Origin of the sequence: Pseudomonas anguilliseptica (genome assembly GCF_900105355.1) — a bacterium.
Classification (GTDB): Bacteria; Pseudomonadota; Gammaproteobacteria; order Pseudomonadales; family Pseudomonadaceae; genus Aquipseudomonas; species Aquipseudomonas anguilliseptica.
In genome coordinates this window covers 642,847-666,396 of sequence record NZ_FNSC01000001.1, presented here as the reverse complement: position 1 = coordinate 666,396, position 23,550 = coordinate 642,847, and the positions used below count along the sequence as shown (strand labels likewise).

Sequence of the window (23,550 nt, the reverse complement as noted above, 5' to 3'; positions counted from 1 at the left end):
CAATAGCACCTGACTGTCCGCAAGGATGCCGCCATGTCGCGCCTCTGCTGCCTGTTGCTGTTATGCCTGCTGCCCTCCTTGGCAGTGGCGGCGCTGCCGCTGAACGAACAGCAGCGTGTCTGGCTCGCCGAACACGCGGTGATTCGGGTGGGTATTGAACGCAACGGCTGGCCGCCGTTTGATGTGCTGGACAAGCAAGGTCAGCATCGCGGCCTCAGCGGCGACTACCTGGCGCTGCTCGGTCAGCGCCAGGGGCTGCGCTTTGAACCGGTGTTGATGGACGACTGGGATAGCGCGCTGAAAGCCCTGCGCAGTGGCCAGGTCGACCTGCTGCCATCGGTAGCCAAGACCGCCGAACGTGAAGCCTTTATGGCCTTCAGCGATCCTTATCTAACCAGCAGCAGCCTGATCTTTACTCGCGGCGAACTGGCGGTGCAGCGTCTGCGTGACCTGGCCGGCAAACGGGTTGCCATCGAGCGCGGTTATGCGCTGCAGCAGGCCTTGCGCGAGCAGGTCAAGGGCGTGCAGTTGCTCGAAGTGGGTGACACCGAAGCGGCGCTGCGCGCGGTGTCTTCTGGCCGCGCCGATGCCTATGTCGGCGACATGATCGTGGCCAGCTACTTGATTCGCGAGTTGAACCTGACCAACCTCGAGTTGCGCGGCGAAACCGGCCTGTCCAGCAGTGAGTTTCGCTTTGCCGTGCGCCCGGATTGGCCGCAGCTGGTGAACCTGCTGAATCTGGCCATGAGTGACCTGAGTGACACCGAGCAGGAGGCAATCAAGGAGCGCTGGCTGCCGCCGCTGACCGTATTCAACTGGCGGCGCCTGCTGGCCGTGGGCTGGCCTTATCTGCTCGGCCTGCTGGCGCTGGTGATTTTCGTGCTGGTGTGGAATCGCCGCCTTGCGGTGCAGATTGCCGAGCGTCAGCGTGCCGAGGCCGAGGCCAGCCGTCAGCGCAGCACCTTGCTGGCGTTGATCAACGCGATTCCCGGTCCGATCTGGTTCAAGGATGTCGACGGCCGTTATGTCGGCATCAACCAGGCCTGCGCCACGCTATTCGGCCGCCCCAGTGAGGCGGTGCAGGGCCAGCGTGACGAGGCGCTGCTTGATCCGGCCTGGGCTGCCTCGCGCGCCGAGCATGACCGCATCGCCAGAAGCCAGGCGCAGCCGTTTGAAAGCGAAGGCTATTCGCTCTACCCGGATGGCCGGCGGGTGATCTTCGATACGTTGCGCACCACCTTCTATGACGAGCAGGGTCAGTTGCTGGGATTGGTGGGTATCAGCCGCGACATCACCGTACGCAAGCAGGCGGAACAGGCCATGGCCGAGGCCAAGGAGCTGGCCGAAGAGGCTGCGCGGCTGAAATCGGACTTTCTCGCCAATATGAGTCACGAAATCCGCACGCCGATGAACGCGATTATCGGCATGTCGCACCTGGCGCTGAAAACCGAGCTGAACCCGCGCCAGCGTGATTACTTGGGCAAGATTCAGCAATCCGGCCAGCACCTGCTGGGGATCATCAATGACATCCTCGACTTCTCGAAGATCGAGGCCGGCAAGCTGACCATCGAGCGCATCGACTTTGACTTGCAGCAGGTGCTGGAAAACCTCGCCAATCTGATCGGCGACAAGGTCGCCGCCAAGAGCCTGGAACTGGTGTTCAACCTCGATCCGCAGCTGCCGCAGCAACTGGTCGGCGATCCGCTGCGCCTCGGGCAGATCCTGATCAACTACGCCAACAATGCGGTGAAGTTCACCGAGCAGGGCGAGGTCGAGGTGATCCTGCGCGTCGAGCAGCGCGACGCCGAGCAGGTGCTGGTTTACCTTGGCGTGCGCGACACTGGTATCGGCCTGACGCCAGAGCAGATGGGTAGGCTGTTCGAGTCCTTCCAGCAGGCCGACAGCTCTACCACGCGCAAATACGGCGGCACCGGTCTGGGGCTGGCCATCTGCAAGAGCCTGGCCGAGGCCATGGGCGGCAGCGTCGGGGTCGAAAGTCAGCCGGGGCAGGGCAGCCTGTTCTGGTGCCGCGTGCCGCTGGGCATTGCTCGCCAGCAAACCCAGCGGTTGCTGCCGCAGGCCGATCTGCGCGGGCGCAAGGTGCTGGTGGTGGATGACAATGACAGCGCGCGGCAGGTGCTGCACGACATGCTGGAAAGCATGAGCTTTCGCGTCGAGGCCGTGGCCTCGGGCATGGCCGCCTTGCAGCAGGTGCAACAGGCCAGCCTGCAACGTGAGCCGTTCGAGGTGCTGCTAGTCGATTGGCAGATGCCTGGCATGGATGGCATTGAAACCCTGCGCCGGGTGCGCGAACTCAATCTGCAACCGCCACCGCACCTGCTGATGGTCACCGCCCATTGTCGTGAGGAGGTGCTGCTGGGCGCGGAGAAAGTCGGTGTCGAGGATGTGCTGCTCAAGCCGCTCAATCCCTCGCTACTGTTCGACGCGCTGATCCGCAGCCTGGCTGGCGCAGAGCCGGAGCAGGGCTTTGCGCGCTTGCCGGCGGGTGAGCAGATTCCCAATTTCGGCGCATTGCGTGTGCTGCTGGTGGAAGACAACGAGCTGAACCGCGAAGTGGCCTGCGGCCTGCTGCAGGAAAGCGGCCTGCAGATTGATCAGGCCGAGCACGGCGGCATTGCCCTGGAGCTGCTGCGCAGCCATGCCGAGGGTTATTACGCCCTCGTGCTGATGGACATGCAGATGCCGGTGCTGGACGGCATCGCCACCACCGAGGCGATTCGCCGCGAGCCGCGCTTTGCCGCGCTACCGATCATCGTTATGACTGCCAACGCCATGCCGGCCGACCGCGAGCGCTGTCTGGCCGCCGGGATGAATGATCACCTGGGCAAACCGATTGAGCCAAACGAGCTGTGGCACACCCTGGTGCGCTGGATGCCGATCCAGGCCGAGCCGCTGAGTGAGTCGCCTCGCATAGCTGAAGCTGCGGTGGACTGGCAGCTGCCAGGGGTGGATATCGACAGCGGCCTGCGTCGGGTGCTCGGCAAGCGCGAGCTGTACCAGCGGCTGCTCGGCAAGTTTGTCGCCAGCCAGGGCGATTTCCCGACGCAGCTGCGCGCCGCACTGGCGGCCAATCAGCAGGAAAGTGCCGAGCGTCTGGCCCACAGCCTCAAGGGCCTGGCCGGTAACCTCGGCGCGACGGCCCTGGCCGCTCAGGCGGCGACCCTAGAGAGCGCGATCAAGGATGCCCGTCACGATGAGCTGGACGGCCTGCTGGCCGAGTTGCAGCAGAGCCTGGAAGCCCTGGTGGCGGCGATCAACGGGCAATTGCCTGCCGAGCCGCCGCACGAATTGCTGGCGGTGGATAGCGAACAGCTGCTGCAACTGTGCCGGCAGCTGCAGCGACTGTTCGTCGAGGACGATCCGCGCGCCGGAAAACTCTTCGATGAGCAGGCCGAACTGCTGCGCAGCGCCTTTAATAGTGAATACGCGGCGCTGGCTGCAGCGGTGCGCGGGTTTGACTTCGAGCAGGCGCTGGCGCTGGCGCTGCTGCAAGCCGCAGCCGGGCAACGGCACCTGAGACTATGAGTGGGGAGTGGTGATGGACAACATACTCGACCGGCCGGATCAGCCCTTGGTGCTGGTGGTGGACGATACCCCGGAAAACCTCGAACTGATGAGCGGGCTGCTGCTTGGCAGCTACCGGGTCAAGGTCGCCAGCAGTGGCGTCAAGGCGCTGCGCATTGCCGCCGGCAGCCAGCAGCCGGATCTGATCCTGCTCGACATCATGATGCCGGAGATGGACGGTTACGAGGTTTGCCGCCTGCTCAAGCTCAACCCGGCCACGGCGGATATTCCGGTGGTGTTTCTCACCGCCAAGACCGAGGTGGCTGACGAGCAGCACGGCTTTGACCTCGGCGCGGTGGACTACATCACCAAACCGATCAGCCCGCCCTTGGTGCTCGCCCGCGTACACGCGCATTTGCAGCTCAAGGCCAGCGCGGATTTCCTGCGTGACAAGAGTGAATACCTGGAGCTGGAAGTGCGCCGCCGCACCCGCGATATGCAGCGCCTGCAGGAGGTCACCATCGAGGCCATGGCCAGCCTTGCGGCCATGCGCGACAACCCTTGCGGCAAGCACCTGGCGCGTATCGAGCCCTATATGACCACCCTGGCTACAGCGCTGGCCCATCAGCAGCCGGCGCTGATCGATGAGTTGAACCGCGAACGCATCACTCAACTGGGCAAGTCGGCACTGCTGCATGGCATCGGCAAACTGGTGCTGCCGGATCGGATCCTGCTCAACCCGATCCAGCGGCTGCAGGGCGATGATCTGCAGTTGCTGCATCGGCATACCGAAGCCGGGCGTGATGCCTTGCTTGCCGCCGAGGCCAAGCTGGGCAACGTCACCGATTTTCTCCGCGATGCCCGCGATATCGTCTATAGCCAGCATGAGTGCTGGGACGGCAGCGGTTATCCGCAGGGCCTGCTGGGCGAGCAGATCCCACTGACGGCCAGGTTGATGGCGGTGGTCGGTGCCTATGAGGAACTGACCAGCCACCACCTGTATCGGCCGTCGTGCAGTCACGCCGAAGCGCTCAAGCAGATCAGCGCGGCCAGTGGTACGCGCTTCGACCCCTCGGTGGTGCTGGCCTTTATCGAAGCCGCCGATGACTTCGCCAACATTGCTCAGCGCCTGGCCGACGATGCGGCGGCGATTCATGCCGAGCTGCAGCGCCTGGATGAGTCATTGGGCGAAAGCATCGAGCTGACCCTACCAGCGGGCTGATCACTGCCAGTCGAGGCTCAGCTCGGCTTGCCAGGCAAAGCGCTCGAAGTGACTGGTCACCACCTTCTTCAGGCTTTCCAGGCCTTCGCTGCTGGCGCTTTGCACGCTCAGGCGCAGGCCGTCGGCCTCTGCCTGCAGCAAGGCCAGGCCGCTGTCGAACTCGATACGCCCCTGCTGCTCATCGAAACTCACCGGAATCTTGTGGGCGAAGTGTTTGCACAGCCGGCTGATATAGCGGGCCGGTGTATCCGTGACGACATAGGCGCTGGCGTTCAGTTGCATGGGGTTCTCCTGATCAAGTGACGGCTTAATAGCCGACGGTAAAACGCTGGCGCAGGTGTTGCGGGCGTTCCAGCTCATCGATGATGGCCACCGCGAGGTCAGCCACCGAGATCTGCGCTGGGGCGTCGCCATTCATCAGCAACTGCTCGCCGCCGATGCGGAACTGTCCGCTGCGCGCGCCCGGCTGCAACAGCGCGGGTGGTGAGATAAAGCTCCAGGCCAGCGCGGTTTCAGTTTTCAGCAGGTTGAGGGTCTGCCGCGCGCCTTCGGCGCCTTCCTTGTATTCGGCGGGGAAGTCCGGGGTGTCGATCAGCTGCAGGTTGGGGGCGACATACAGGCTGCCCGCGCCGCCGACTACCAGCAGGCGCTCCACGCCGGCTTGTTTAGTGGCGGCGATGATCGCCTGGCTGCCCTGGATAAAACGCTGGCGAATTTCCGCCGTGCCCCAGCCTGGGTTGAATGCATGGATTACCGCGTCATGGCCCTTGAGCTGCGCGGCCAATGCGTCGGCGTTGTAGGCATCGCCAGCCATGGTGGTAAGCGCCGGGTGCTGTGGCAGTTTCGCGGGATCACGGACGATGCCGCTGACCTGGTGGCCACGGTCCAGGGCTTCTTGCAGAACAGCTGCGCCAACAAAGCCGCTGGCGCCGATCAGGGCGAGTTTCATGGGGTGTCTCCAGTTGGAATGAAGTGGAGTAGATACTCGCAGTTGGGTAAAGGGCAGAAAATAGGCTAAAAAGGCTTTAACTATTAAGCAGGGCTTACGAATGGAGCAGTTAAAGCGCATGGCCGTGTTCGCCGCCGTGGTCGACCGTGGCTCCATGGTGGCGGCGGCCGAGGTGTTGGGAATGACGGAGTCAGCGGTCAGTCAGCAGATTCGTAAACTGGAAGACAGCACTCAGGTCAGCCTGCTGCATCGCACCACGCGCAAGCTGACCCTGACCGAGGCAGGCGCGACCTTTTATCAGAGCTGCGCCCAGGTGCTGGCGCTGGCGCAGCAGGCTGAACAGCGTCTGGCTGAGTTGCGTGATGCGCCGGTAGGCGAACTGCGCATTGCCGCGCCGGTGGGGTTTTCCGGGAGGCGGCTTAGCGCGGCACTGGCGCCGCTGTTACAGGCGCACAGCGGCCTGAGCCTCAAGCTGTTTTTTCATGATGAGCAAATCGATCTGATTGAACAGCGTATCGATCTGGCCATCCGCGTCGGCAATCTGGAGGATTCCAGCCTGGTGGCGCGGCATATCGGCGACTCGCGCATGCTGCTGTGCGCCGCACCGGCCTATTTGCTGCGCAAGCCGCCGATCAATCATCCGCAAGACTTGATCGGTCTGGACTGGCTGATCCTGCATGGCGATAACGCGTTCAATCTGCTGGAACTGCATGGGCCGGATGCACAGCTCGAGAAGCTGCGGGTGGAGAGCCGGGTGGGTTGCAACAACATCCTCGCCGTGCGGCATTTCACCTTGGCGGGTATGGGCGTGTCGCTGCAGCCTGAGCAGGAAGTGCGCGAGGAGTTGGCCAATGGCAGCCTGCGCGAGCTGCTGCCGCACTGGCATATGCCGCCATTCGGTATCTATCTGGTGACGCCGCGCCGCGATGCGCAACCGGCAAAGGTGCGCTATGCCATTGATGCGCTACGCCAGCACCTTCTGGCGCCCTGACTGCTATTGCCAGTCGAGGCTTAGCTCGGCGTGCCAGGCAAAGCGCTCGAAGTGTGCGGCGATCAGATGCTTGAGCTTGTCCAGGTCTTGCGGGTTGTTGCTCAGCGCGGTGATATGCATGCCGGCTCGGCCGGCATGCAAGTGCGAGAGACCGAACGTTAACTCGATGCGCCCGTGGTGCTCATCGAAACTCACCGGTAGCTTGTGGGCGAACTGCGTACACAGGCGGCTGATATAGCGCGCTGGCGTAGCGGTGGCCACATAGCTGGAGGCAATGTACGGCGCGCTGATGCCGTTGCAGCGACCGGGGTGGGCATGGCGCTGGGCTGCTAGGTTGTCCAGTGCGTCGCGCGGGTAGAGGGCAGGGGCCAGGGTCATGCTGCTGGTGCCAGATTGGGCGCGTTTCATGGTTATTTCCCCAATCACTGCTGGCTCAGGCAAAGCGCCTTCGCGGGGTAAAGTTCAGGTCCAGTGCGTTAAGGGATGAGCGACTGGCAATTATGTTGCCTATGGGACAGTGCTTAATCCCTTTTGGTTGCATCGGGCGCTTGCTTGTAACTCCTGGTTTGCTTGGTTTTCTTGTCCATAAAGTGCTGCCAGGCTGCGTGATTGAGCGGTTTGCGCCGTATCCGGCAGGATCGCGTAATACCCAGCAATCTGGGGCTTGCTGACAGGAGGGTGGGCGCTGCGTAAAGATTGCCGTATAACGGGCGGCAGATACGACTTGGGCAACACAGGACCCCTGATTAAAGCTGATGAAGACGCCAAAACGTATTGAGCCGCTGGTTGAGGCCGGGCTGGTCGATGAAGTGGTACGGCCGCTGATGAGTGGCAAAGAAGCTGCTGTCTATGTGGTGCGCTGTGGTGATGAGTTGCGCGTCGCCAAGGTCTACAAAGAGGCCAACAAACGCAGCTTCCGTCAGGCTGCCGAGTACCAGGAAGGCCGCAAGGTACGTAATAGCCGTGATGCCCGGGCCATGGCCAAAGGCTCGAAGTACGGTCGCAAGGGCCAGGAAGACGCCTGGCAGAATGCTGAAGTGGCAGCGCTGTTCCGTCTGGCTAACGCCGGAGTGCGGGTGCCCAAGCCGTATGACTTCCTTGAGGGCGTGTTGCTGATGGAGCTGGTCGATGACGGCGAGGGCGATGCCGCTCCGCGCCTCAATGATGTCGACCTGCATCCGGACGATGCCCGCGAATTCCACGCCTTTATGATTCGTGAAGTGGTGAAAATGCTCTGCGCCGGCCTGGTGCACGGCGACCTGTCGGAATTCAACGTGCTGCTTGATCCGGGCGGCCCGGTAATTATCGACCTGCCGCAGGCGGTGGATGCCGCTGGCAACAACCATGCGTTCAAGATGCTTGAGCGTGATGTGCGCAACATGGCCGAATACTTTGGTCAGTTTGCCCCGGAATTGAAATTCACCAAGTACGCCAAGGAGATGTGGGCGCTGTATGAGGCCGGTGAGCTGACCCCGGAGAGTCCGCTGACCGGTGAATTCGATGATCTGGAAGAGGAAGCCGATATCGACGCAGTGATGCGTGAAATCAAGGCCGCGCTGGCCGACGAAGCACGTCGCCAGGCGCTGTTGAATGCCGAAGACGAACCCAAGGGCGAAGAGCCGCCACCACCTTGGGCACAATAGGCATCGCGTGCTGCTGATAAAAATGCCGCTCACCTGATCAGGTGAGCGGCATTTTTTATGCCCGTTGCCCGTGACTACCAGTGTTCAGTCTGTAGGGTGGATCGGGGCGCGTAGCCGACGCTTTTTTCATCCACCATCCGGATGCGCAGTGGTGGGTGAGTGAAGTGACATCCACCCTGCGGGTCGTGCTTAGGGCTACAGCCGCGCAGCCTTGAAGGTGTCGCAGCGGCCGACATCCCCCCCGTCAAAACCGGTCTTGAACCAGCGCACGCGCTGCTCCGAGGTGCCGTGGGTGAAGGAGTCCGGCACTACCTGGCCGCGCGCCTGTTTCTGAAGGCGGTCATCACCGATGGCATTGGCGGCGTTCAGCGCCTCTTCAATGTCACCTGGCTCCAGCCAGTCATGCCGGCGCTGGCCATGGAAGGCCCACACGCCCGCCAGACAGTCAGCCTGCAGTTCCTGGCGTACCAGTAGCCCGGTTGCACCTTCCACCCGCTCGCCGCGCTGGCGGTCGGCGTTGACCTTGGCCGAGACGCCGAGCAGGGTCTGCACGTGGTGGCCGACTTCATGGGCAATCACATAGGCCTGGGCAAAGTCGCCGGCGGCGCCAAAGCGCTGTTCCAGCTCGCGGAAGAAGGCCAGGTCGATATACACCCGCTGATCGCCAGGGCAATAGAAGGGCCCGACCGCCGAGTTGGCAAAGCCGCAGGCAGAATTCACCCCGCCGCGAAACAGTACCAGGGTCGGGTCGCGGTACTGGCGGTTGGCGCCCTGGAAGATTTCCCGCCAGGTGTCCTCGGTATCGCCGAGCACCGCGCGGACGAACTCCGACTGTTCGTCATTGGTCGCAGGCGTGGAGCTCTGCGGCGCGCTGACCGAGCCGCCCTGCATGGCTTGTCCGGCCAGTTGGCCGAGAATCTGCATCGGGTCCTGGCCGCTGAGCAGGCTGATCACCACGATGGCCACGCCACCGAGGGTCAACCCCTTGCCGCCGCCCATACGGGGGCTGCTGCCGCGTGCGTCCACCACGTTGTCACTGCGTCTTCCGCGTTTCCAGCGCATCGTCCTGCCCTTTTGTCTGTTTCAGCCATGCAACGTCGTTCTCTATCCTGCACTCAGGCGAGTTCGTGCGGTTCTACCCATAACTCGGCGCATGCCACCAGCTGCACGCTGCCACCCACGCTGATCCGGTCGTCGCTACCAACGCAGACATCCAGCCTGCTGGGACGGCCGAGGAAACGTCCCTGATTGAGGCTGAAGTGTTCTGCACGCCGGTGCAGGCCGTGTTCCACCAAGAAGGCCGCGACCGGGCCAGCGGCGCTACCGGTTGCGATGTCTTCGATAACCCCCGAAGGATCCCAGGTGCGCCCTTCGCGGTTATCCATGTCGAGCAGGAAAACGAAGGCGGCAGCATGGGACGCCAGCTCGGCATCCAGCATGCGCTGCTGCCGGGCCAGGGCCAAGCCCTGGGCGCTGACTGGCAGAATCAGGTAGGGCAGGCCGGTGCTGATTACCCTGGCTGGGTAGCGGTGATCCAGGTGGGCGCTGTTCAAGCTAAAGGCTTCAGCGATTACCTGCGCTTGCGCGGGGCTGAGCTGCGCTCCAAATTCGGCTGCGGCCTGGTCCATCTGCGCATAAAAACCGCGTTCCTGGCGACGGGTAAGCAAGCGCACGCTCTTGGCCGCCAGCTCTAGAGTCCATTCGGCGTGTGTGTCTTCGCTCTGCAGATGGTGCAGCAGGGCAGCGGCGCCGAGGATCGGATGGCCGGCGAAGGGCAGTTCTTCTTCCATGGTGAAGATTCGCGCGCCCTGAGCCTGCGGGTCTTTGCCGGGCAGCAGAAAGATTGATTCGAACTGGCGCAGCTCGCGGGTCAGCGCCTGCATGACGGCCGGATCCAGCTGGCGCGCATCGGGGAATACCGCTACGCCGTTACCGGCCAGCGGCCGTTCGGCGAAGACATCGAGCTGCCAATAAACCACGGGTGACATAAGGGCTCCTTGCTATCAATGGGCCGGGTATTCGCTGATCACCCGCTCTGCGCCCTGCTTATCCAGGCCGATGACCTGATAAGCGTCACGTACATTGCCGTATTTCATACCCGGTGAGCCGGCCGGCATGCCAGGTACGGCCGCGCCGCGCCGCGCCGAGCAGGTCGGGCTGCTGGCGCAGTTTGAGGATGTCGGCGGCCGGTACATGGCCTTCGACAAACTGGCCGTTGATTACCCCTGTATGACAGGAGGACAGGCGCGGCGGCACGCCCAGGCGTTGTTTGAGCGCACTCATATCGGTTTCGACATGGTCGACCACGTTAAAACCGTTGTCCTGCAGGTGGCTGATCCAGGCCTTGCAGCAGCCGCAGTTGGCATCGCGGTGTACGTCAATGGTCAAGGCCTCGGCGGCGAAACTCAGGTTGCTGAGCAGCAGCCCGGCAACAACAAAAAACTGACGCATGGGGTGACTCCTGGCAGGTGAAAGGCTGAGCATAGCGCCGCGCGGCCGTGGCTAACCACCGGCGATTTCCGAATCGGACGGGCGCAGCTTATGCTGCGAGCTTGATTTCTGGGGGAGGGGGTGTCCATGTTGTTTGCACGCATAGTGCTGGTTATTCAACTGTTGGCATTGGCAGGGCTGGGGCTGGCCTATTTTGTGCGTCCCCATGAAATGGCCAATCTCAGCGGCATGCTGCTGATGTCGCCAGCGGCGGCCACCGATATGCGAGCGTTCTATGGCGGCCTGCAACTGGGCCTGGCGGCGTTTATCGGCCTGTCGCTGAGCCGGCTGGACCTGACCCGAGCGGCGCTGACCCTGCTGGTACTGCTCTACAGCGCCCTGGCCTTGGCACGGATTGGCGGATTGTGGCTCGATGGCGGCGCGCAGCAGACCTTCAATCTCTACGCGCTGCTATTGGAAGTGGTATTGGCGGGGCTGTGTTTCTGGGCGCTGCGCGGGCTGCAGCGGCTTTAAGCTTAACGGCGCTCCAGCAGTACGCCCGACTCCATATGGTGGGTGTAGGGGAACTGGTCGAACAGCGCGCAGCGCGTCACCTGATGGGTGTCGTTGAGCTGGGCGATGTTGGCGGCCAGGGTCTCCGGATTGCAGGAGATGTACAGGATGCGCTCGAAGCGTCGGGTCAGCTCGCAGGTATCCGGGTCCATGCCGGCGCGCGGCGGGTCGACGAATACGCAGCCGAAGTCGTAACTTTTCAGGTCGATATCGGCCAGGCGGCGGAACGGCCGCACTTCATTCAGCGCTTCGGTCAGCTCTTCGGCGGATAGGCGCACCAGGCTGACGTTATCCACGCCGTTGTCGGCCAGGTTGGCCAAGGCGGCATTCACCGAGGACTTGCTGATCTCGGTGGCCAGCACCTTGCGTACGCGGGTGGCCAGCGGCAGGGTGAAGTTGCCGTTGCCGCAGTACAGCTCCAGCAGATCGTCCGAGCGTTCGCCGAGCGCGTCATAGGCCCAGGCGAGCATCTTCTGGTTCACTTCGCCGTTGGGCTGGGTAAACGCGCCCTCCGGTTGGCGATAGCTGAAAGTGCGTCCGGCGACTTGCAGTTTTTCCTCGACATAGTCCTTGCCGATGACGATGCGCTTGCCCTTGGAGCGGCCGATGATGCTGACCTGCAGGTCGGTGGCGAGCTTTTCAGCTTCGGCTTGCCAAGCGGCGTCCAGTGGGCGGTGGTAGCACAGGGTAATCAGGCCATCGCCGGCCAGGGTGGTGAGAAACTCGACCTGGAACAGCTTGAAGCTCAGGGCGCTACTGGCCTGCCAAGCGGCTTTCAGGCGTGGCATCAGGGCGTTGATCTGCGCGCTGGCGATGGGGAAGTTTTCGAAGAAAATCGGCGTGAACTTGTCACCCGCTTCGAACATGGCGTAGTGCCGGCCTTCGCCTTCACGCCATAGACGGAATTCGGCGCGCAGGCGGTAATGCTCGCGCGGCGATTCGAACACCTCGGGGGCTGGGGCGTTGAACGGCGCCAGCAGCTCGATCAGGCGCTGCTGCTTGTCCGCAAGCTGGGCGGCGTAGTTGGCGGGATCGAACTGGGAACGGCTCATGGTTTACTCGAAATCTTTACAGTTAATGGGTAGGAGCGGGCATCGCCCGCTCCTACGATGACGTGCTGCGCGATTAAGCGAAGTACGCCAGTTTGATCGCAAACAGCACCGAGAGCACCACCAGCGCCGGGTTGAGATCGCGCCAGCGGCCGGCCAGCAGCTTGATCAGGGTCCAGGCGATAAAGCCGAAGGCGATGCCGTTGGCAATCGAGAAGGTCAGCGGCATGGCCAGGGCGGCGACCACCACGGGGGCGGCGACGGTGAGGTCGTCCCAGTCGATCTGCGCCAGGCTGCTCATCATCAGTACGGCAACAAACATCAGCGCCGGTGCGGTGGCGAAAGCCGGTACGGCGCCAGCCAGCGGGGCGAAGAACAGTGCCAGGAGGAACAGGATGGCCACCACGCAGGCGGTCAGACCGGTACGCCCGCCGGCACTGATCCCAGCGGCGGATTCGATATAGCTGGTGGTGGTCGAGGTGCCCAGCGCCGCGCCGGCCATGGTCGCGGTGCTGTCGGCCAGCAGGGCGCGGCCGAGCTTGGGCATCTTGCCGTCCTTGTCCAGCAGGTTGGCCTTCTGCGCCACGCCGACCAGGGTGCCGGAGGTGTCGAACAGGTCAACGAAGAGGAAGGCGAAGATCACGCTGAGCAGGCCGATATCCAGCGCGCCCATGATGTCCAGCTGCATCAGGGTCGGAGTCAGTGACGGTGGCATCGACACCACGCCATTGAGCTGCGACAGGCCGAACAGGATCGACAGGCCGGTGACCAGCAGAATGCCGATCATCACCGAGCCGGTGACGCGACGGTAGGCCAGCGCGGCAATCACGAAGAAGCCCAGGCAGGCCAGCAGCGGGCCGCCCTTGCTCAGGTCACCCAGACCAACCAGGGTGGCCGGATTGTCCACCACGATGCCGGCGTTTTTCAGCGCGATAATCGCCAGGAACAGGCCGATACCGGCCGCAATACCGGCGCGCAGGGCCAGCGGGATGCTGTTGATGATCCACTCGCGGATCTTGAAGATCGACAGCAGAAAGAAGATCGCACCGGAGAGAAACACCGCACCGAGAGCGGTCTGCCAGGTGTACCCCATGGTCAGCACCACGGTGTAGGTGAAGAAGGCGTTGAGGCCCATGCCGGGTGCCAGGGCAATCGGGTAGTTGGCCAGCAGGCCCATGATGGCCGAGCCAAGCGCCGCTGCCAGGCAGGTGGCAACGAATACCGCACCCTTGTCCATACCGGTTTCGGCCAGCATGTTGGGGTTGACGAAGAGGATGTAGGCCATGGTCAGGAAGGTGGTCAGCCCCGCCAGAATCTCGGTGCGCACCGTGGTGTTGTGGGCTTTGAGTTGGAACAGTCTTTCCAGCATGTGGCACTCCCCGTAACGGCTTTTTTGCCGTGTTTATGCAAACCGAAAGCAAAGCACATCCACGCGTGGGTGCATGTTTTTGCTGGCGATCTGGAAAAAGGCGCGCATCATATCAGCTCGTCCGGAAGGGGTGAATTTATGACCGCTCGGACAGTTTATGTACCTGATTTGCAAGGAGCGAAATGATGACTGCACGGGCTCTTATCAGCGTTGCCGATGGTGTCGAAGACCTCGAATGCGTAACCCTGATTGACGTACTGCGACGTGCCGAGGTTGAAGTGGTGGTGGCCAGCATCGAAAGCCGGCGGATGATCACCTGTGCCCGTGGCACGCGCCTGACCGCCGACACCATGCTGGTGGATGTGCTGGCCCAGCCCTTCGATCTGATCGTGCTGCCCGGCGGTATGCCTGGCGCACAACACCTGGCCGAGCACGAACCGCTGGCCGAGCGGGTGCGTGAGCAGGCCAAGGCCGGCAAGCTGTTTGCCGCGATCTGCGCAGCGCCTGCGCTGGCCTTGCAGCAGTACGGCGTGCTCAGGCAGCGGCGCATGACCTGCTACCCCGCGTTCAGTGATCGCCTCAGCGGTTGCGTGTTTGTCGATCAGCCGGTGGTGGTCGATGGCAACTGCATCACCAGCCAGGGCCCCGGCACCGCAATGGAGTTTGCCCTGACCCTGGTCGAGCAGCTGTGCGGCAAGGCCGTGCGCAAGCAGGTCGCTGAGACCATGTTGGTCAGCTAGTTACTGGCTCGCTCTGGGCCTTGCGGGTGCAGATGGTCACGCTTGGCCAGTTCGGGGAACAGGCGGATCCACAGGCCGGTGACCAGAATCGCCCCGACTCCGCCAATCAGCACCGCCGGCACAGTGCCGAACCAGGCGGCGCTGACCCCGGCGCGGAAATCCCCCAGCTGATTGGACGCACCGATAAACAGGCCGTTGACCGCACCGACACGGCCGCGCATCTCGTCCGGGGTTTGCAGTTGCACGAAGGCGCCACGGATCACCATGCTGATCATGTCCGCCGCGCCCAGAACTACCAGCGTTGCCAGGCTGAACCACAGCGAGGCGGACAGGCCGAAGCCGATGGTCGCCACGCCGAAGATTGCCACCGAGCTGAACATCACTGGGCCGACTCGTCGCTCGATGGGAAAGCGCGCCAGCCACAGCGACATCAGCAGCGCGCCCACTGCCGGCGCCGAACGCAGCAGGCCGAGGCCCCAGGGGCCGGTGAGCAGAATGTCCTTGGCAAACACCGGCAGCAGCGCGGTGGCGCCGCTGAGCAGCACCGCCAGCATGTCCATCGACACCGCGCCGAACACGGCAGGGCGGCTGCGAATAAAGCGAAATCCGGCCAGCAGCGAATCCAGCGAGACTTTCTGTTTCAGCGGCAACTGGCGCGCCGGCAGGCTGAGCATCAGGCTCAGGGCGCAGCCATACAGCAGCACGGCCGGGCCATAGACCCAGTGCGTGCCGAGCGCATAGAGCAAACCGCCCAGCGCCGGCGCAATGATGCAGGCAGCCTGCATGGCCGAGGCCGACGCGGCTACGGCAGCGGGGAACAGCCCAGGCGGGACGATATTCGGCAGCAATGCCTGGGTGGTGGGCATCTCGAAGGCGCGGGCGGTGCCGAGCAGAAAGGCAATCACGAAGATCATTCAGCCCGACCAGGCCGAGGTCGAGCACGTTGCCGGTCAGCGCATACATCTGCCAGCCGATTGCCACGGTAATCATCTGGAAGCCGCTGGCGGTGAATACCCGGGCGAACCAGAAGGCCAGGAATGGGCGCTGGTGACGTAAAAGCTGAGACATGGCCGAACAACTCGCACGGCTGGCGGGAGGCGCAGCCTAGCATGCGTCCGTGCGGACGGTATGCTGAAGCCCGCGTTAGAGACGCTGCAACGAACTTATCTGACTGCAAAGGCAGGTTTTTATTCTGTTGTGGCAATGACTTGAGTAGAATCTGACTTCCAGGTCAATAAATCTGTCGTCTACGCTGATTATGCTCCGTGCTTGTAAGCGGCGCGCCTGTCTGTCTTTTGTTCACGTAAATGGCCAGGCTGCTCTGGCCTCGAGGAACGGACATGTCCACTCCTGAGTTGTCCCGCCGCGCCTTTCTGCAAGGCAGCGTCATCGCCGGTATCGGCATCAGTTTCGCCCCGCTGGGCAGCAAGGCGTTTGCCGCCTTGTTCGAAGAGCGTGTAACCGCCATGCCGCAGCCTTGGTATGACGCCAGCGGTAAGGCCGTGGCGCGTATCGACGGGGTGTCCAAGGCCTGTGGGGCCAAGGTGTTTGCCCGCGATATTCGCGCCAAGGACATGCCCGGCTGGCCGCAGCAGCAAGGCCATGCGCTGTTGCTAAAGGCCACGCGCACCGAGCAGCTGTATCAGGGCTTCGACCTGTCGGTGCTGCCGGCCGAGTTGCAGCCGCAACGTGTAGTGACCGCCAGCGATCTGGCCAAGGACGGCATCAGCTTTCCGGAGGGCCACAACCTCGACCCGCTGCTGCCCGAAGGCCAGGTGCCGATGTTTATCGGGCACCCGGTGGCGCTGCTGATCTGGCATGACTTCGAGCGCTATCGTCAGGCCAAGAACATCCTCAAGTTCAACGACAAGGTGATCCGCTACGGCGAGCAGGCACCGGCGTTCCAGAGCGACCCCTACGGCAGCTTCCGCTTTGTGCGCGTCGGCGGCAGCACGCCGTTCGAGCCGGACACCTTCTCCAGCCTCAAGGACAGCATGCTGTTCCCGCTGATCCACAACCGCAAACCGGCCTGGGGCGAGGGCAAGGTCAGTGGCGACCTGACCCAGCAGGGCCTGTACCACGCCGAACAGATGCTCAACCAGCTGCAGACCCCGCCGGACGACTGGCTGGTGTTCGACGAGCGCTTCACCACCCAGTCCATCGAGCCGGCCGCGCTGGAGGCCGACAACGGCAACGGCTGGTTTGATCCAGCTAGCGGCACCCTGCATTTTGTGGTCGCCACCCAGTGCCCGTTCGAAGTGGCCGAGCAGACCGCGCATATGCTCGAGCCCTCCAGGTTCGGCGTGAAAAAGCTCAGCATGCACCCTGGCTACACCGTCGGTTACGGTTCCAAGGACAACAACATCTTCGTCTTCTACGCCGTCCTGGCCGCGATCTACGGCGACGGTGTGCCGGTGCGCCTGGCCAATGACCGCTACGAGCAGTTCCAGAGTGGGATCAAGCGGCATCCCTTCGACATGCACTACCAGTTGGCGGTGAACAAGCAGGACCACCGCTTCCAGATCTTCCGCGCGCATATGGATGTTGATGGCGGCGGCCGTGCCAACTACAGCTCCTCTGTGGCCGCGGTCGGCGCCACGGCGGCGCAATCGATCTACTACCTGCCGCGCAGCGACCTGGCCGCCACCGAAATGATGGTGGACGAAGTGGCCGAGCGGCTGAACCTCGATGCCATCGAGCTGCGCAAGAAAAACGTGTTCCAGTCCGGCATGAAGAACACCCAGGGCGCAATCCCGGCCGGTGCGCTGCGCCTCGACGAAATCCTCGACAAGGCGGCGCAGCACGAGATCTGGAAGAACCGCGTTGCGCGCAAGCAGCGCTTCGATGCCGAAGACCCGGACAACCTCTACGGCGTTGGTTTCGCCATCTGCCAGAAGGACTTCGGCACCGGCTCCGAAGCGCCGATGGCCAGCCTGGAGTTCAGCGCCGACGGCCGCGTCAGTCTGCGCCAGATTGCCATCGACATGGGCACCGGCATGGCCACCTCGCAGGCTCTGCTGGTCGCCGACTACCTCGGCCAGCCCGCCGATGAAATCAAGACTGGCGAAACCGAGTGGAGCGAACTGGCCCTGACCACCAGTGGCAACCCTTATATGATCAGCCAGGCCGAGCAGGACGCCGCGCTGCGCAACCCGCGCTGGGTCGGCAAGCTGGCCTCGCCGTCGTCGGCGACCAACTCCTCCTACTACACCGGGCATTCCACTCGCGAGGCGGCGCGCCTGCTGTTTATCCACGGTCTGTGGCCGGCAGCCCTGGCCATCTGGGGGCGTGGTGAACACGGCGGGTTGGCCAACCCTTATGTGGTACGCCGCGAGAACGCGCACTGGGTCGAAGGCAAACTGACTGCCGACGGCATGCCGCCGATTCCGTTCAAGCTGCTGGCGCACAAGGCCCATGAGCTGGGATTGGTCACCGGTATCAGCGTGCACGGCTTCAACCGCTGGAGCTGGGCCGAAGGCGAGTTCGAGATCAACGGCCAGCGCGAGCGTGTGCCGCTGGATGCGTTGGCGGTGAAATACGGTGACGGCGCAAGTGCCGCGCAGAAGGCGCAGATGACCCGCAACGGTTTCCACCTGCTCGACCGCGTCAGCATCAAGTACCCGGTGACCCAGCTGAACAACGCCATGGTCACCTACTACAGCCCGGTGGCCACGCTGGTTGAGGTCAAGGTCAACAAGGGCAGCGGCGAGGCGCGGGTGATCAACCATCACTCCTGGCTCGAATGCGGCCGGGTGATAGTCGAAGAACTGGTGCTCGGTCAGCTCGAAGGCGGCATCGCAATGGGCATCGGCCACGCGCTGCTGGAAGAAATGCCGCTGTATGAAGGCGGCCCCGGCGACGGCACCTGGAACTTCAACCGCTATCAACTGCCGCGCGCCAAGGACTGTGCCGTGTGGTCGCAAAGCGCGGAAATTTTGCCGCCGCTGTCGCCCAGTGACCCGGCCAAGGGCATCGCCGAAGTGGTGATGATTCCGGTGGTCGGCGCCATCGTCAACGCCGTGGCCCACGCCACCGGCAAGCGCTTGCGCGACCTTCCCCTGACTCCGGCCCGCATCAAGGAGGCCCTCCATGGCTAAGCGCCTGCTCAGCATGATCATTAACAGCCAGGCGGTCGGCCCGCTGGAAGTGGCCGACGACCTGATGATGATCGACTTTCTCCACGAATACCTGAACCTCACCGGCTCGCGCCTGGGCTGCGGCCAGGGTGTGTGCCACGCCTGTGTGGCGATCCTCGACAAGCCCGACGGCACCAGCGAGGAAATCCGCACCTGCATCACCGGCGCGCATTTCTTCGACGGCAAGCGCATACGCACTATCGAGGGCCACGCCAAGCGCGATGCTCAGGGCGAAGTCAGCCAGCTCAACCCGATTCAGCAGCAGTTCGTCGACCAGTTCGCCTTCCAGTGCAGCTACTGCACCCCCGGCTACGTCAATGCCGCCACCGTGCTGGTGGAAAAACTCCAACGCCAGCCGGTCAAACGCAGCGAGCTGGAAGGCGAGATCGAAGATGCCCTGGGTAAGCACATCTGCCGTTGCACCGGCTACGTGCGCTACTACAACGCCGCGCGCGATGTGGTCGAGTCTCTCGGCCTGGTCAAGGAAGGTTAAGCATGAAGAACATTCTGATTGCTGCCGCCCTGTTGTTGCCGTTGGCCGCCCAGGCGGCGGATAAGCAACTGATTGAGCGCGGCAAGTACCTGGCGCGCGCCGCCGACTGCGTGGCCTGCCACAGCGTCGAAGGCGGTGCCGAATACGCCGGCGGCCTGCCGCTGGAGTCGCCGTTCGGCACCATCTACGGCACCAACATCACCCCGGACAAGCAGTACGGCATCGGCGAGTACAGCGCCGATGACTTCTACCGCGCGGTGGCCGAAGGTGAGCGGCGTGATGGCAGCAAGCTCTATCCGGCCATGCCGTACACCTCCTATCACCTGCTCAAGCGCGAAGACTCCGACGCCATCTACGCCTACCTGATGAGCCTGGAGCCGATCGCCAAACCCAGCCCGCAAACCAGCCTGAGCTTCCCGTTCAATGTGCGCTTCGGTCTGGGCTTCTGGAACATGCTCTACAAGAACCGCGTGCAAATGCTGCCGTCTGAAGGCAAAAGCGAGACCTGGCAACGCGGCCAGTACCTGGTCGAGGCCCTGGGCCACTGCGGCGAGTGCCACACGCCGCGCAATGCCCTTGGTGCGTTGCAACAGGATCAGCGTTTGCAGGGCGGCGTGCTGCTCGGTTACGAGGCCCCCAGCCTGCTCGCCGAGGACCTGGCCGAGCGCGGCTGGAGCACCGATGACCTGGCGACCTTCCTCAAGCACGGCATCAGCGCTCAGGGTTCGATGTTCAACGAGATGTACCCGGTGCTGCACCACAGCACCCAGTACCTGCCGCTGGACGACCACAAGGCCATGGCCACCTACCTGCTTGGCGATCAGCCGCCGGCGCCGCGCAAGGTCAACGCGGTGGCCTTCAAACAGCTCGACGCCAGCGCGCAGCAGGGTCGCCAGCATTACCTCAACCTCTGCGCCGGGTGCCATGGCGTGGCGGGTGAGGGCGTGCCACATGTGGCTGTGGCCATGGACGGCAACACCACCCTGCGCCTGAACGATGCGCGCAACCTGTTGCGGGTGATCGATGACGGCATCAAGGAGCAGCAGTTCACCGGTTTCGAGCGCATGCAGCCGATGCCGGGCTTCAGCGACAAACTGGATGACGGGCAGATGCGCGACCTGCTGCATTACCTGCGGCAGACCTGGGGCGGCCAGGCGGCCGAGCTGAGCCCGCAGCAGGTCGGCCAGTTGCGTAGCGAGAAAGGCCATTGAGGCCGGGTGAAGCCTGATGCAGCACCTTGATCTGCTGGTCGTCCGCCAGGCGCTGCAGTGGTCCGCCGCAGGGCAGAGCGTATGGCTGTGCACGGTGCTGAGCACCTACGGCTCGGCGCCGCGCGCGCCGGGTTCGCTGCTGGCTGCCACGGCCGAGGGCGACTGGATCGGCTCGTTGTCCGGCGGTTGCGTCGAGGATGAGTTTCTTGAGCGTCTGGCTGCTGGCGCCTTTCCTGAACCTGTGCATCTGGTGCGTTATGGCGATGGCAGCGACCCGCGCTCGCAGATCAGCCTGCCCTGCGGCGGCGTGCTGGACGTGCTGGTGGAAAACCTGCCGGCCGACTGTGCGGTGCAGGCGCATCTGCGTGAGCTGGAAAGTGCCTTGGCGGGCCAGCGCCGGCTGATCCGCGAGGTGGCGTTGCCCAGCGGTGAGCGCTGCTTGCTGGCGGACAACACACAGGGGCCACGGGTTGAACGTCAGCCGAATCGGCTGCGTGTGCGCGTTGGCGCTGCCCAGCGCTTGCTGCTGGCGGGCTACTCCTCGGTGGCGCAGGTTTGCGCGCAGTTCGCCCAGGGCCTGGGCTTCGAGGTGGTGCTGTGTGATCCGCGCGAGGAGGTGCTGCAAGGCGTCGATTTACCGGGGGTTGAGATCCGCCGCGAGCTACCGTCCGAGGTGATTCGCCGCGGCGGCTGCCATGCCGACACCGCCGTGGTAGCGCTGACCCATGACCCGCGTATCGATGATCTGGCGATGATCGAAGCGGTGCGCACCGAGGCTTTTTATATCGGTGTGATGGGCTCGCGACTGACCAGCGCCTGCGCCGGGTTGGCGGCCTGGATGATGCTGCGCTGGCGCGGATCATCGCGCCTATCGGGTTGAACCTGGGCAGCAAGACCCCGGCGGAAATCGCCCTCGCGGTACTCGCCGACATCCTGCGGGTGCGCAACGGCCTGGCGCGGGATGCCCTTTAGCATGTTCAAGGTGCCCGCCTTTATGCTCGCAGCCGGTCGCGGTCAGCGTTTTGGCAGTGACAAGCGTCTGGCCCGTTTGCCGGACGGTCGCGGCCTGCTGGCGGCCAGTGCCGAGCGGGCGTTGCAGGTGTTCGCTGAAGTGCATGTGCTGCTACGTGACGAGGACGATGCGCAGGCGTTGGGGCTGCCAGCGGCGTGCCGGGTTATCCGTTGCGGTGAGGCTGATCAGGGCATGGGCCACAGCCTGGCTACTGGCGTAGGTGCGTTGCTTGGGCACGAGGCCGAGGCTGTCGCGGTATTGCTCGGCGATATGCCCTGGGTCAGTGCCGACAGCCTGCAGCTGCTGTGCAGTCAGGCGGCGGCCGAGCGTATCGTCTACCCGCTGCACGATGGACAGCGCGGCCATCCGGTGCTGTTTGGCCGCAGCTTCTGGCCGCAGTTGCAGACCCTGCGCGGTGCTCAAGGTGCGTGAGCCCTGCTGCAAGCCAATCCAGGTGCCTGCCAGGGGATCGTTGTAGATGACCCTGGCGTACTGCGCGATGTGGATCGACCAGAAGCGCTGCTATAGGGCGCAAGCCCTTGTGGCAGCCGGTCGCGCGACAATCGACCACAGCCGATTTTGCCTCGCCAGGCGCTACTCTTTGTGCATATCTTGACCCGCGTCAACACCTTCGGCGTGCGGTTGTGAGGGCGTTTTGCCCAGCTTTATGGCTGTCTACCCAGAACAATAATCCCCCGACTGATTGCTTGTGACTGGCATGCGCGCCCGTGGCCGTGCCCCGTATCACCTGACTGAGGAAACGCCATGTTTGGATTGGAGGCTCTCGACCTCGCCCGAATCCAGTTTGCTTTCACCATCTCCTTTCACATCATCTTTCCGGCCATCACCATCGGCCTGGCCAGTTACCTGGCGGTGCTTGAAGGGCTGTGGTTGAAGACCGGGGAGGAGGTGTACCGCGACCTGTACCACTTCTGGGCGAAGATTTTTGCCGTCAACTTCGGTATGGGCGTGGTCTCCGGTCTGGTTATGGCTTACCAGTTCGGCACCAACTGGAGCGCCTTCTCCGACTTTGCCGGAGCGGTCACCGGGCCGCTGCTGACCTATGAAGTGCTCACCGCGTTCTTCCTCGAAGCGGGCTTTCTTGGTGTCATGCTGTTCGGCTGGAACCGCGTCGGCCCAGGCCTGCACTTCTTCTCCACGGTGATGGTGGCAGTCGGCACGCTGATCTCGACCTTCTGGATTCTCGCCTCCAACAGCTGGATGCACACCCCGCAAGGTTTCGAGATCATCGACGGGCGGGTGATTCCGGTGGACTGGTTGGCCGTGGTGTTCAACCCCTCGTTCCCTTACCGCCTGCTGCACATGGCCACCGCGGCGTTTCTCGCCACGGCGTTCTTCGTCGGTGCGTCGGCGGCCTGGCACTTGCTGCGCGGCCGCGACAATCCGGCGATCCGCAAGATGCTCTCGATGGCCATGTGGATGGCGTTGATCGTGGCGCCGATTCAGGCGGTGATTGGCGACTTCCACGGCCTGAATACCCTCAAGTATCAGCCGGCGAAGATTGCCGCCATTGAAGGTCACTGGGAAAACCACGGTGATGAGCCAACCCCGCTGATCCTGTTCGGCTGGCCGGACATGCAGCGCGAGGAAACCCGCTTCAAGATCGAAATCCCGGCCCTCGGCAGCCTGATCCTGACCCACAGCCTGGACACGCAGGTGCCGGCGCTCAAGGAGTTCGCCAAGGAAGACCGGCCCAACTCGACCATCGTGTTCTGGACCTTCCGGATCATGGTCGGCATCGGCATGCTGATGATTCTTACCGGTCTCTGGGGCCTGTGGCTGCGTACGCGCGGCAGGTTGTTCGAGAGCCGGCCGTTCCTGCATCTGGCGGTGTGGATGGGCCCATCGGGGGTTATTGCCATCCTTGCTGGCTGGTACACCACTGAGATCGGCCGTCAGCCCTGGATCATCCAGGGGCTGATGCGCACCGCTGATGCCTCGTCCGGGCACAGTTTTGCGCAGATGAGCCTGACCCTGATTCTGTTTGTGGTGGTGTATTTCGCCCTGTTTGGCGCCGGCATCAGCTACATGATGCGCCTGGTGCGCAAGGGCCCGATCACAGACGAAGGCAAGGAAACCGCTGAAGGCGGCCCGGGTCAGAAACGCACGCCGTCGCGTCCGCTGTCCGCGCCCGAAGAGGGCCTGGAAGAAGGCGAAACCGATTCGCTGGCTGAGAGGAATTGAAC

The 23,550-nt window shown here is 63.4% G+C and carries 17 protein-coding genes and 4 pseudogenes; 12 read left to right on the top strand and 9 right to left on the bottom strand.

All coding sequences use genetic code 11. The annotated features are described in order from the left end of the window. Positions 1 to 33 precede the first annotated feature (33 nt). Both BLW24_RS03245 and BLW24_RS03240 read left to right on the top strand, forming a co-directional pair. Positions 34 to 3,546 (top strand): response regulator, encoded by a 3,513-nt coding sequence (locus BLW24_RS03245; RefSeq protein ID WP_090376623.1) that lies wholly within the window; start codon positions 34 to 36, stop codon positions 3,544 to 3,546. 13 nt (positions 3,547 to 3,559) lie between these two features. Continuing rightward, positions 3,560 to 4,747, top strand: a complete 1,188-nt coding sequence (locus tag BLW24_RS03240; protein ID WP_090376620.1) for a response regulator — start codon at positions 3,560 to 3,562, stop codon at positions 4,745 to 4,747. On the opposite strand, the gene BLW24_RS03235 is transcribed toward BLW24_RS03240, so the two are convergent. Then, positions 4,748 to 5,029, bottom strand: coding sequence for a DUF2218 domain-containing protein (locus BLW24_RS03235; RefSeq protein WP_090376619.1), 282 nt, complete (start codon positions 5,027 to 5,029; stop codon positions 4,748 to 4,750). 25 nt (positions 5,030 to 5,054) lie between these two features. Further along, positions 5,055 to 5,696: an NAD(P)-dependent oxidoreductase gene (locus BLW24_RS03230; protein ID WP_090376617.1), complete on the bottom strand. Its 642-nt coding sequence runs from the start codon at positions 5,694 to 5,696 to the stop codon at positions 5,055 to 5,057. Positions 5,697 to 5,796: 100 nt separating this feature from the next. Between BLW24_RS03230 and BLW24_RS03225 the strand changes: the two genes are divergently transcribed. After that, positions 5,797 to 6,687, top strand: coding sequence for a LysR family transcriptional regulator (locus BLW24_RS03225; protein ID WP_090376614.1), 891 nt, complete (start codon positions 5,797 to 5,799; stop codon positions 6,685 to 6,687). A gap of 3 nt (positions 6,688 to 6,690) precedes the next feature. Here BLW24_RS03225 and BLW24_RS03220 read toward each other — a convergent pair whose 3' ends face one another. Further along, positions 6,691 to 7,095: a DUF2218 domain-containing protein gene (locus BLW24_RS03220; RefSeq protein WP_338062045.1), complete on the bottom strand. Its 405-nt coding sequence runs from the start codon at positions 7,093 to 7,095 to the stop codon at positions 6,691 to 6,693. 347 nt (positions 7,096 to 7,442) lie between these two features. On the opposite strand from BLW24_RS03220, the gene BLW24_RS03215 reads away from it, so the two are divergent. After that, positions 7,443 to 8,330, top strand: a complete 888-nt coding sequence (locus BLW24_RS03215) for a PA4780 family RIO1-like protein kinase (protein ID WP_090376610.1) — start codon at positions 7,443 to 7,445, stop codon at positions 8,328 to 8,330. A 195-nt stretch (positions 8,331 to 8,525) separates the two neighbouring features. Here the strand turns inward: BLW24_RS03215 and ypfJ are convergent, their stop codons facing one another. The 3 genes and pseudogenes from ypfJ to BLW24_RS03200 all read right to left on the bottom strand — a co-directional run bounded on the left by ypfJ (position 8,526) and on the right by BLW24_RS03200 (position 10,781). Continuing rightward, entirely contained in the window at positions 8,526 to 9,392 is an 867-nt protein-coding gene (gene ypfJ / locus BLW24_RS03210) for a KPN_02809 family neutral zinc metallopeptidase (RefSeq protein ID WP_090376607.1), read from the bottom strand. Between the two features lie 53 nt (positions 9,393 to 9,445). Further along, entirely contained in the window at positions 9,446 to 10,318 is an 873-nt protein-coding gene (locus BLW24_RS03205) for a PhzF family phenazine biosynthesis protein (RefSeq protein WP_090376604.1), read from the bottom strand. A gap of 15 nt (positions 10,319 to 10,333) precedes the next feature. Next, positions 10,334 to 10,781 (bottom strand): annotated as a pseudogene (locus tag BLW24_RS03200) (DUF411 domain-containing protein). Between the two features lie 126 nt (positions 10,782 to 10,907). Between BLW24_RS03200 and BLW24_RS03195 the strand changes: the two are divergent. Then, positions 10,908 to 11,294, top strand: coding sequence for a DUF4345 domain-containing protein (locus BLW24_RS03195; protein WP_090376601.1), 387 nt, complete (start codon positions 10,908 to 10,910; stop codon positions 11,292 to 11,294). 2 nt (positions 11,295 to 11,296) lie between these two features. On the opposite strand, the gene trmA is transcribed toward BLW24_RS03195, so the two are convergent. Beyond that, positions 11,297 to 12,385: a tRNA (uridine(54)-C5)-methyltransferase TrmA gene (gene trmA, locus BLW24_RS03190; RefSeq protein WP_090376598.1), complete on the bottom strand. Its 1,089-nt coding sequence runs from the start codon at positions 12,383 to 12,385 to the stop codon at positions 11,297 to 11,299. 73 nt (positions 12,386 to 12,458) lie between these two features. Further along, positions 12,459 to 13,751, bottom strand: a complete 1,293-nt coding sequence (locus BLW24_RS03185) for an NCS2 family permease (protein ID WP_090376595.1) — start codon at positions 13,749 to 13,751, stop codon at positions 12,459 to 12,461. Positions 13,752 to 13,936: 185 nt separating this feature from the next. Between BLW24_RS03185 and BLW24_RS03180 the strand changes: the two genes are divergently transcribed. Beyond that, complete coding sequence (locus BLW24_RS03180; protein WP_090376593.1) at positions 13,937 to 14,491, top strand: DJ-1 family glyoxalase III; 555 nt, start codon at positions 13,937 to 13,939, stop codon at positions 14,489 to 14,491. Here the strand turns inward: BLW24_RS03180 and BLW24_RS03175 are convergent. Beyond that, positions 14,488 to 15,559 (bottom strand): annotated as a pseudogene (locus tag BLW24_RS03175) (MFS transporter). The gene BLW24_RS03180 and the pseudogene BLW24_RS03175 overlap by 4 nt on opposite strands. Before the next feature lie 272 nt (positions 15,560 to 15,831). Between BLW24_RS03175 and BLW24_RS03170 the strand changes: the two are divergent. The 6 genes and pseudogenes from BLW24_RS03170 (at position 15,832) to BLW24_RS03145 (ending at position 23,548) form a co-directional block, all read left to right on the top strand. After that, positions 15,832 to 18,588 carry a xanthine dehydrogenase family protein molybdopterin-binding subunit gene (locus tag BLW24_RS03170; RefSeq protein WP_090376590.1) on the top strand — a complete coding sequence of 919 codons (2,757 nt, stop codon included), beginning with the start codon at positions 15,832 to 15,834 and terminating at the stop codon, positions 18,586 to 18,588. Further along, complete coding sequence (locus BLW24_RS03165) at positions 18,581 to 19,120, top strand: (2Fe-2S)-binding protein (protein ID WP_090376587.1); 540 nt, start codon at positions 18,581 to 18,583, stop codon at positions 19,118 to 19,120. Before BLW24_RS03170 ends, BLW24_RS03165 begins: the two co-directional genes overlap by 8 nt. Positions 19,121 to 19,122: 2 nt before the next feature. Then, positions 19,123 to 20,331: a cytochrome c gene (locus BLW24_RS03160; protein ID WP_090376584.1), complete on the top strand. Its 1,209-nt coding sequence runs from the start codon at positions 19,123 to 19,125 to the stop codon at positions 20,329 to 20,331. A gap of 16 nt (positions 20,332 to 20,347) precedes the next feature. Next, positions 20,348 to 21,303: pseudogene (locus tag BLW24_RS03155) on the top strand (XdhC family protein). A 1-nt stretch (position 21,304) separates the two neighbouring features. Next, positions 21,305 to 21,871: pseudogene (locus BLW24_RS03150) on the top strand (nucleotidyltransferase family protein). 237 nt (positions 21,872 to 22,108) lie between these two features. Next, positions 22,109 to 23,548 carry a cytochrome ubiquinol oxidase subunit I gene (locus BLW24_RS03145; RefSeq protein ID WP_090376581.1) on the top strand — a complete coding sequence of 480 codons (1,440 nt, stop codon included), beginning with the start codon at positions 22,109 to 22,111 and terminating at the stop codon, positions 23,546 to 23,548. Positions 23,549 to 23,550 lie beyond the last annotated feature (2 nt).

What these genes read in the sequence shown, in the direction of transcription:
- BLW24_RS03245 (WP_090376623.1), top strand. Translation starts at nt 34, where the DNA reads ATGTCGCGCCTCTGCTGCCTGTTGCTGTTATGCCTGCTGCCCTCCTTG.
- BLW24_RS03240 (WP_090376620.1), top strand. Translation starts at nt 3,560, where the DNA reads ATGGACAACATACTCGACCGGCCGGATCAGCCCTTGGTGCTGGTGGTG.
- BLW24_RS03235 (WP_090376619.1), bottom strand. Translation starts at nt 5,029, where the DNA reads ATGCAACTGAACGCCAGCGCCTATGTCGTCACGGATACACCGGCCCGC.
- BLW24_RS03230 (WP_090376617.1), bottom strand. Translation starts at nt 5,696, where the DNA reads ATGAAACTCGCCCTGATCGGCGCCAGCGGCTTTGTTGGCGCAGCTGTT.
- BLW24_RS03225 (WP_090376614.1), top strand. Translation starts at nt 5,797, where the DNA reads ATGGAGCAGTTAAAGCGCATGGCCGTGTTCGCCGCCGTGGTCGACCGT.
- BLW24_RS03220 (WP_338062045.1), bottom strand. Translation starts at nt 7,095, where the DNA reads ATGAAACGCGCCCAATCTGGCACCAGCAGCATGACCCTGGCCCCTGCC.
- BLW24_RS03215 (WP_090376610.1), top strand. Translation starts at nt 7,443, where the DNA reads ATGAAGACGCCAAAACGTATTGAGCCGCTGGTTGAGGCCGGGCTGGTC.
- ypfJ (WP_090376607.1), bottom strand. Translation starts at nt 9,392, where the DNA reads ATGCGCTGGAAACGCGGAAGACGCAGTGACAACGTGGTGGACGCACGC.
- BLW24_RS03205 (WP_090376604.1), bottom strand. Translation starts at nt 10,318, where the DNA reads ATGTCACCCGTGGTTTATTGGCAGCTCGATGTCTTCGCCGAACGGCCG.
- BLW24_RS03195 (WP_090376601.1), top strand. Translation starts at nt 10,908, where the DNA reads ATGTTGTTTGCACGCATAGTGCTGGTTATTCAACTGTTGGCATTGGCA.
- trmA (WP_090376598.1), bottom strand. Translation starts at nt 12,385, where the DNA reads ATGAGCCGTTCCCAGTTCGATCCCGCCAACTACGCCGCCCAGCTTGCG.
- BLW24_RS03185 (WP_090376595.1), bottom strand. Translation starts at nt 13,751, where the DNA reads ATGCTGGAAAGACTGTTCCAACTCAAAGCCCACAACACCACGGTGCGC.
- BLW24_RS03180 (WP_090376593.1), top strand. Translation starts at nt 13,937, where the DNA reads ATGACTGCACGGGCTCTTATCAGCGTTGCCGATGGTGTCGAAGACCTC.
- BLW24_RS03170 (WP_090376590.1), top strand. Translation starts at nt 15,832, where the DNA reads ATGTCCACTCCTGAGTTGTCCCGCCGCGCCTTTCTGCAAGGCAGCGTC.
- BLW24_RS03165 (WP_090376587.1), top strand. Translation starts at nt 18,581, where the DNA reads ATGGCTAAGCGCCTGCTCAGCATGATCATTAACAGCCAGGCGGTCGGC.
- BLW24_RS03160 (WP_090376584.1), top strand. Translation starts at nt 19,123, where the DNA reads ATGAAGAACATTCTGATTGCTGCCGCCCTGTTGTTGCCGTTGGCCGCC.
- BLW24_RS03145 (WP_090376581.1), top strand. Translation starts at nt 22,109, where the DNA reads ATGTTTGGATTGGAGGCTCTCGACCTCGCCCGAATCCAGTTTGCTTTC.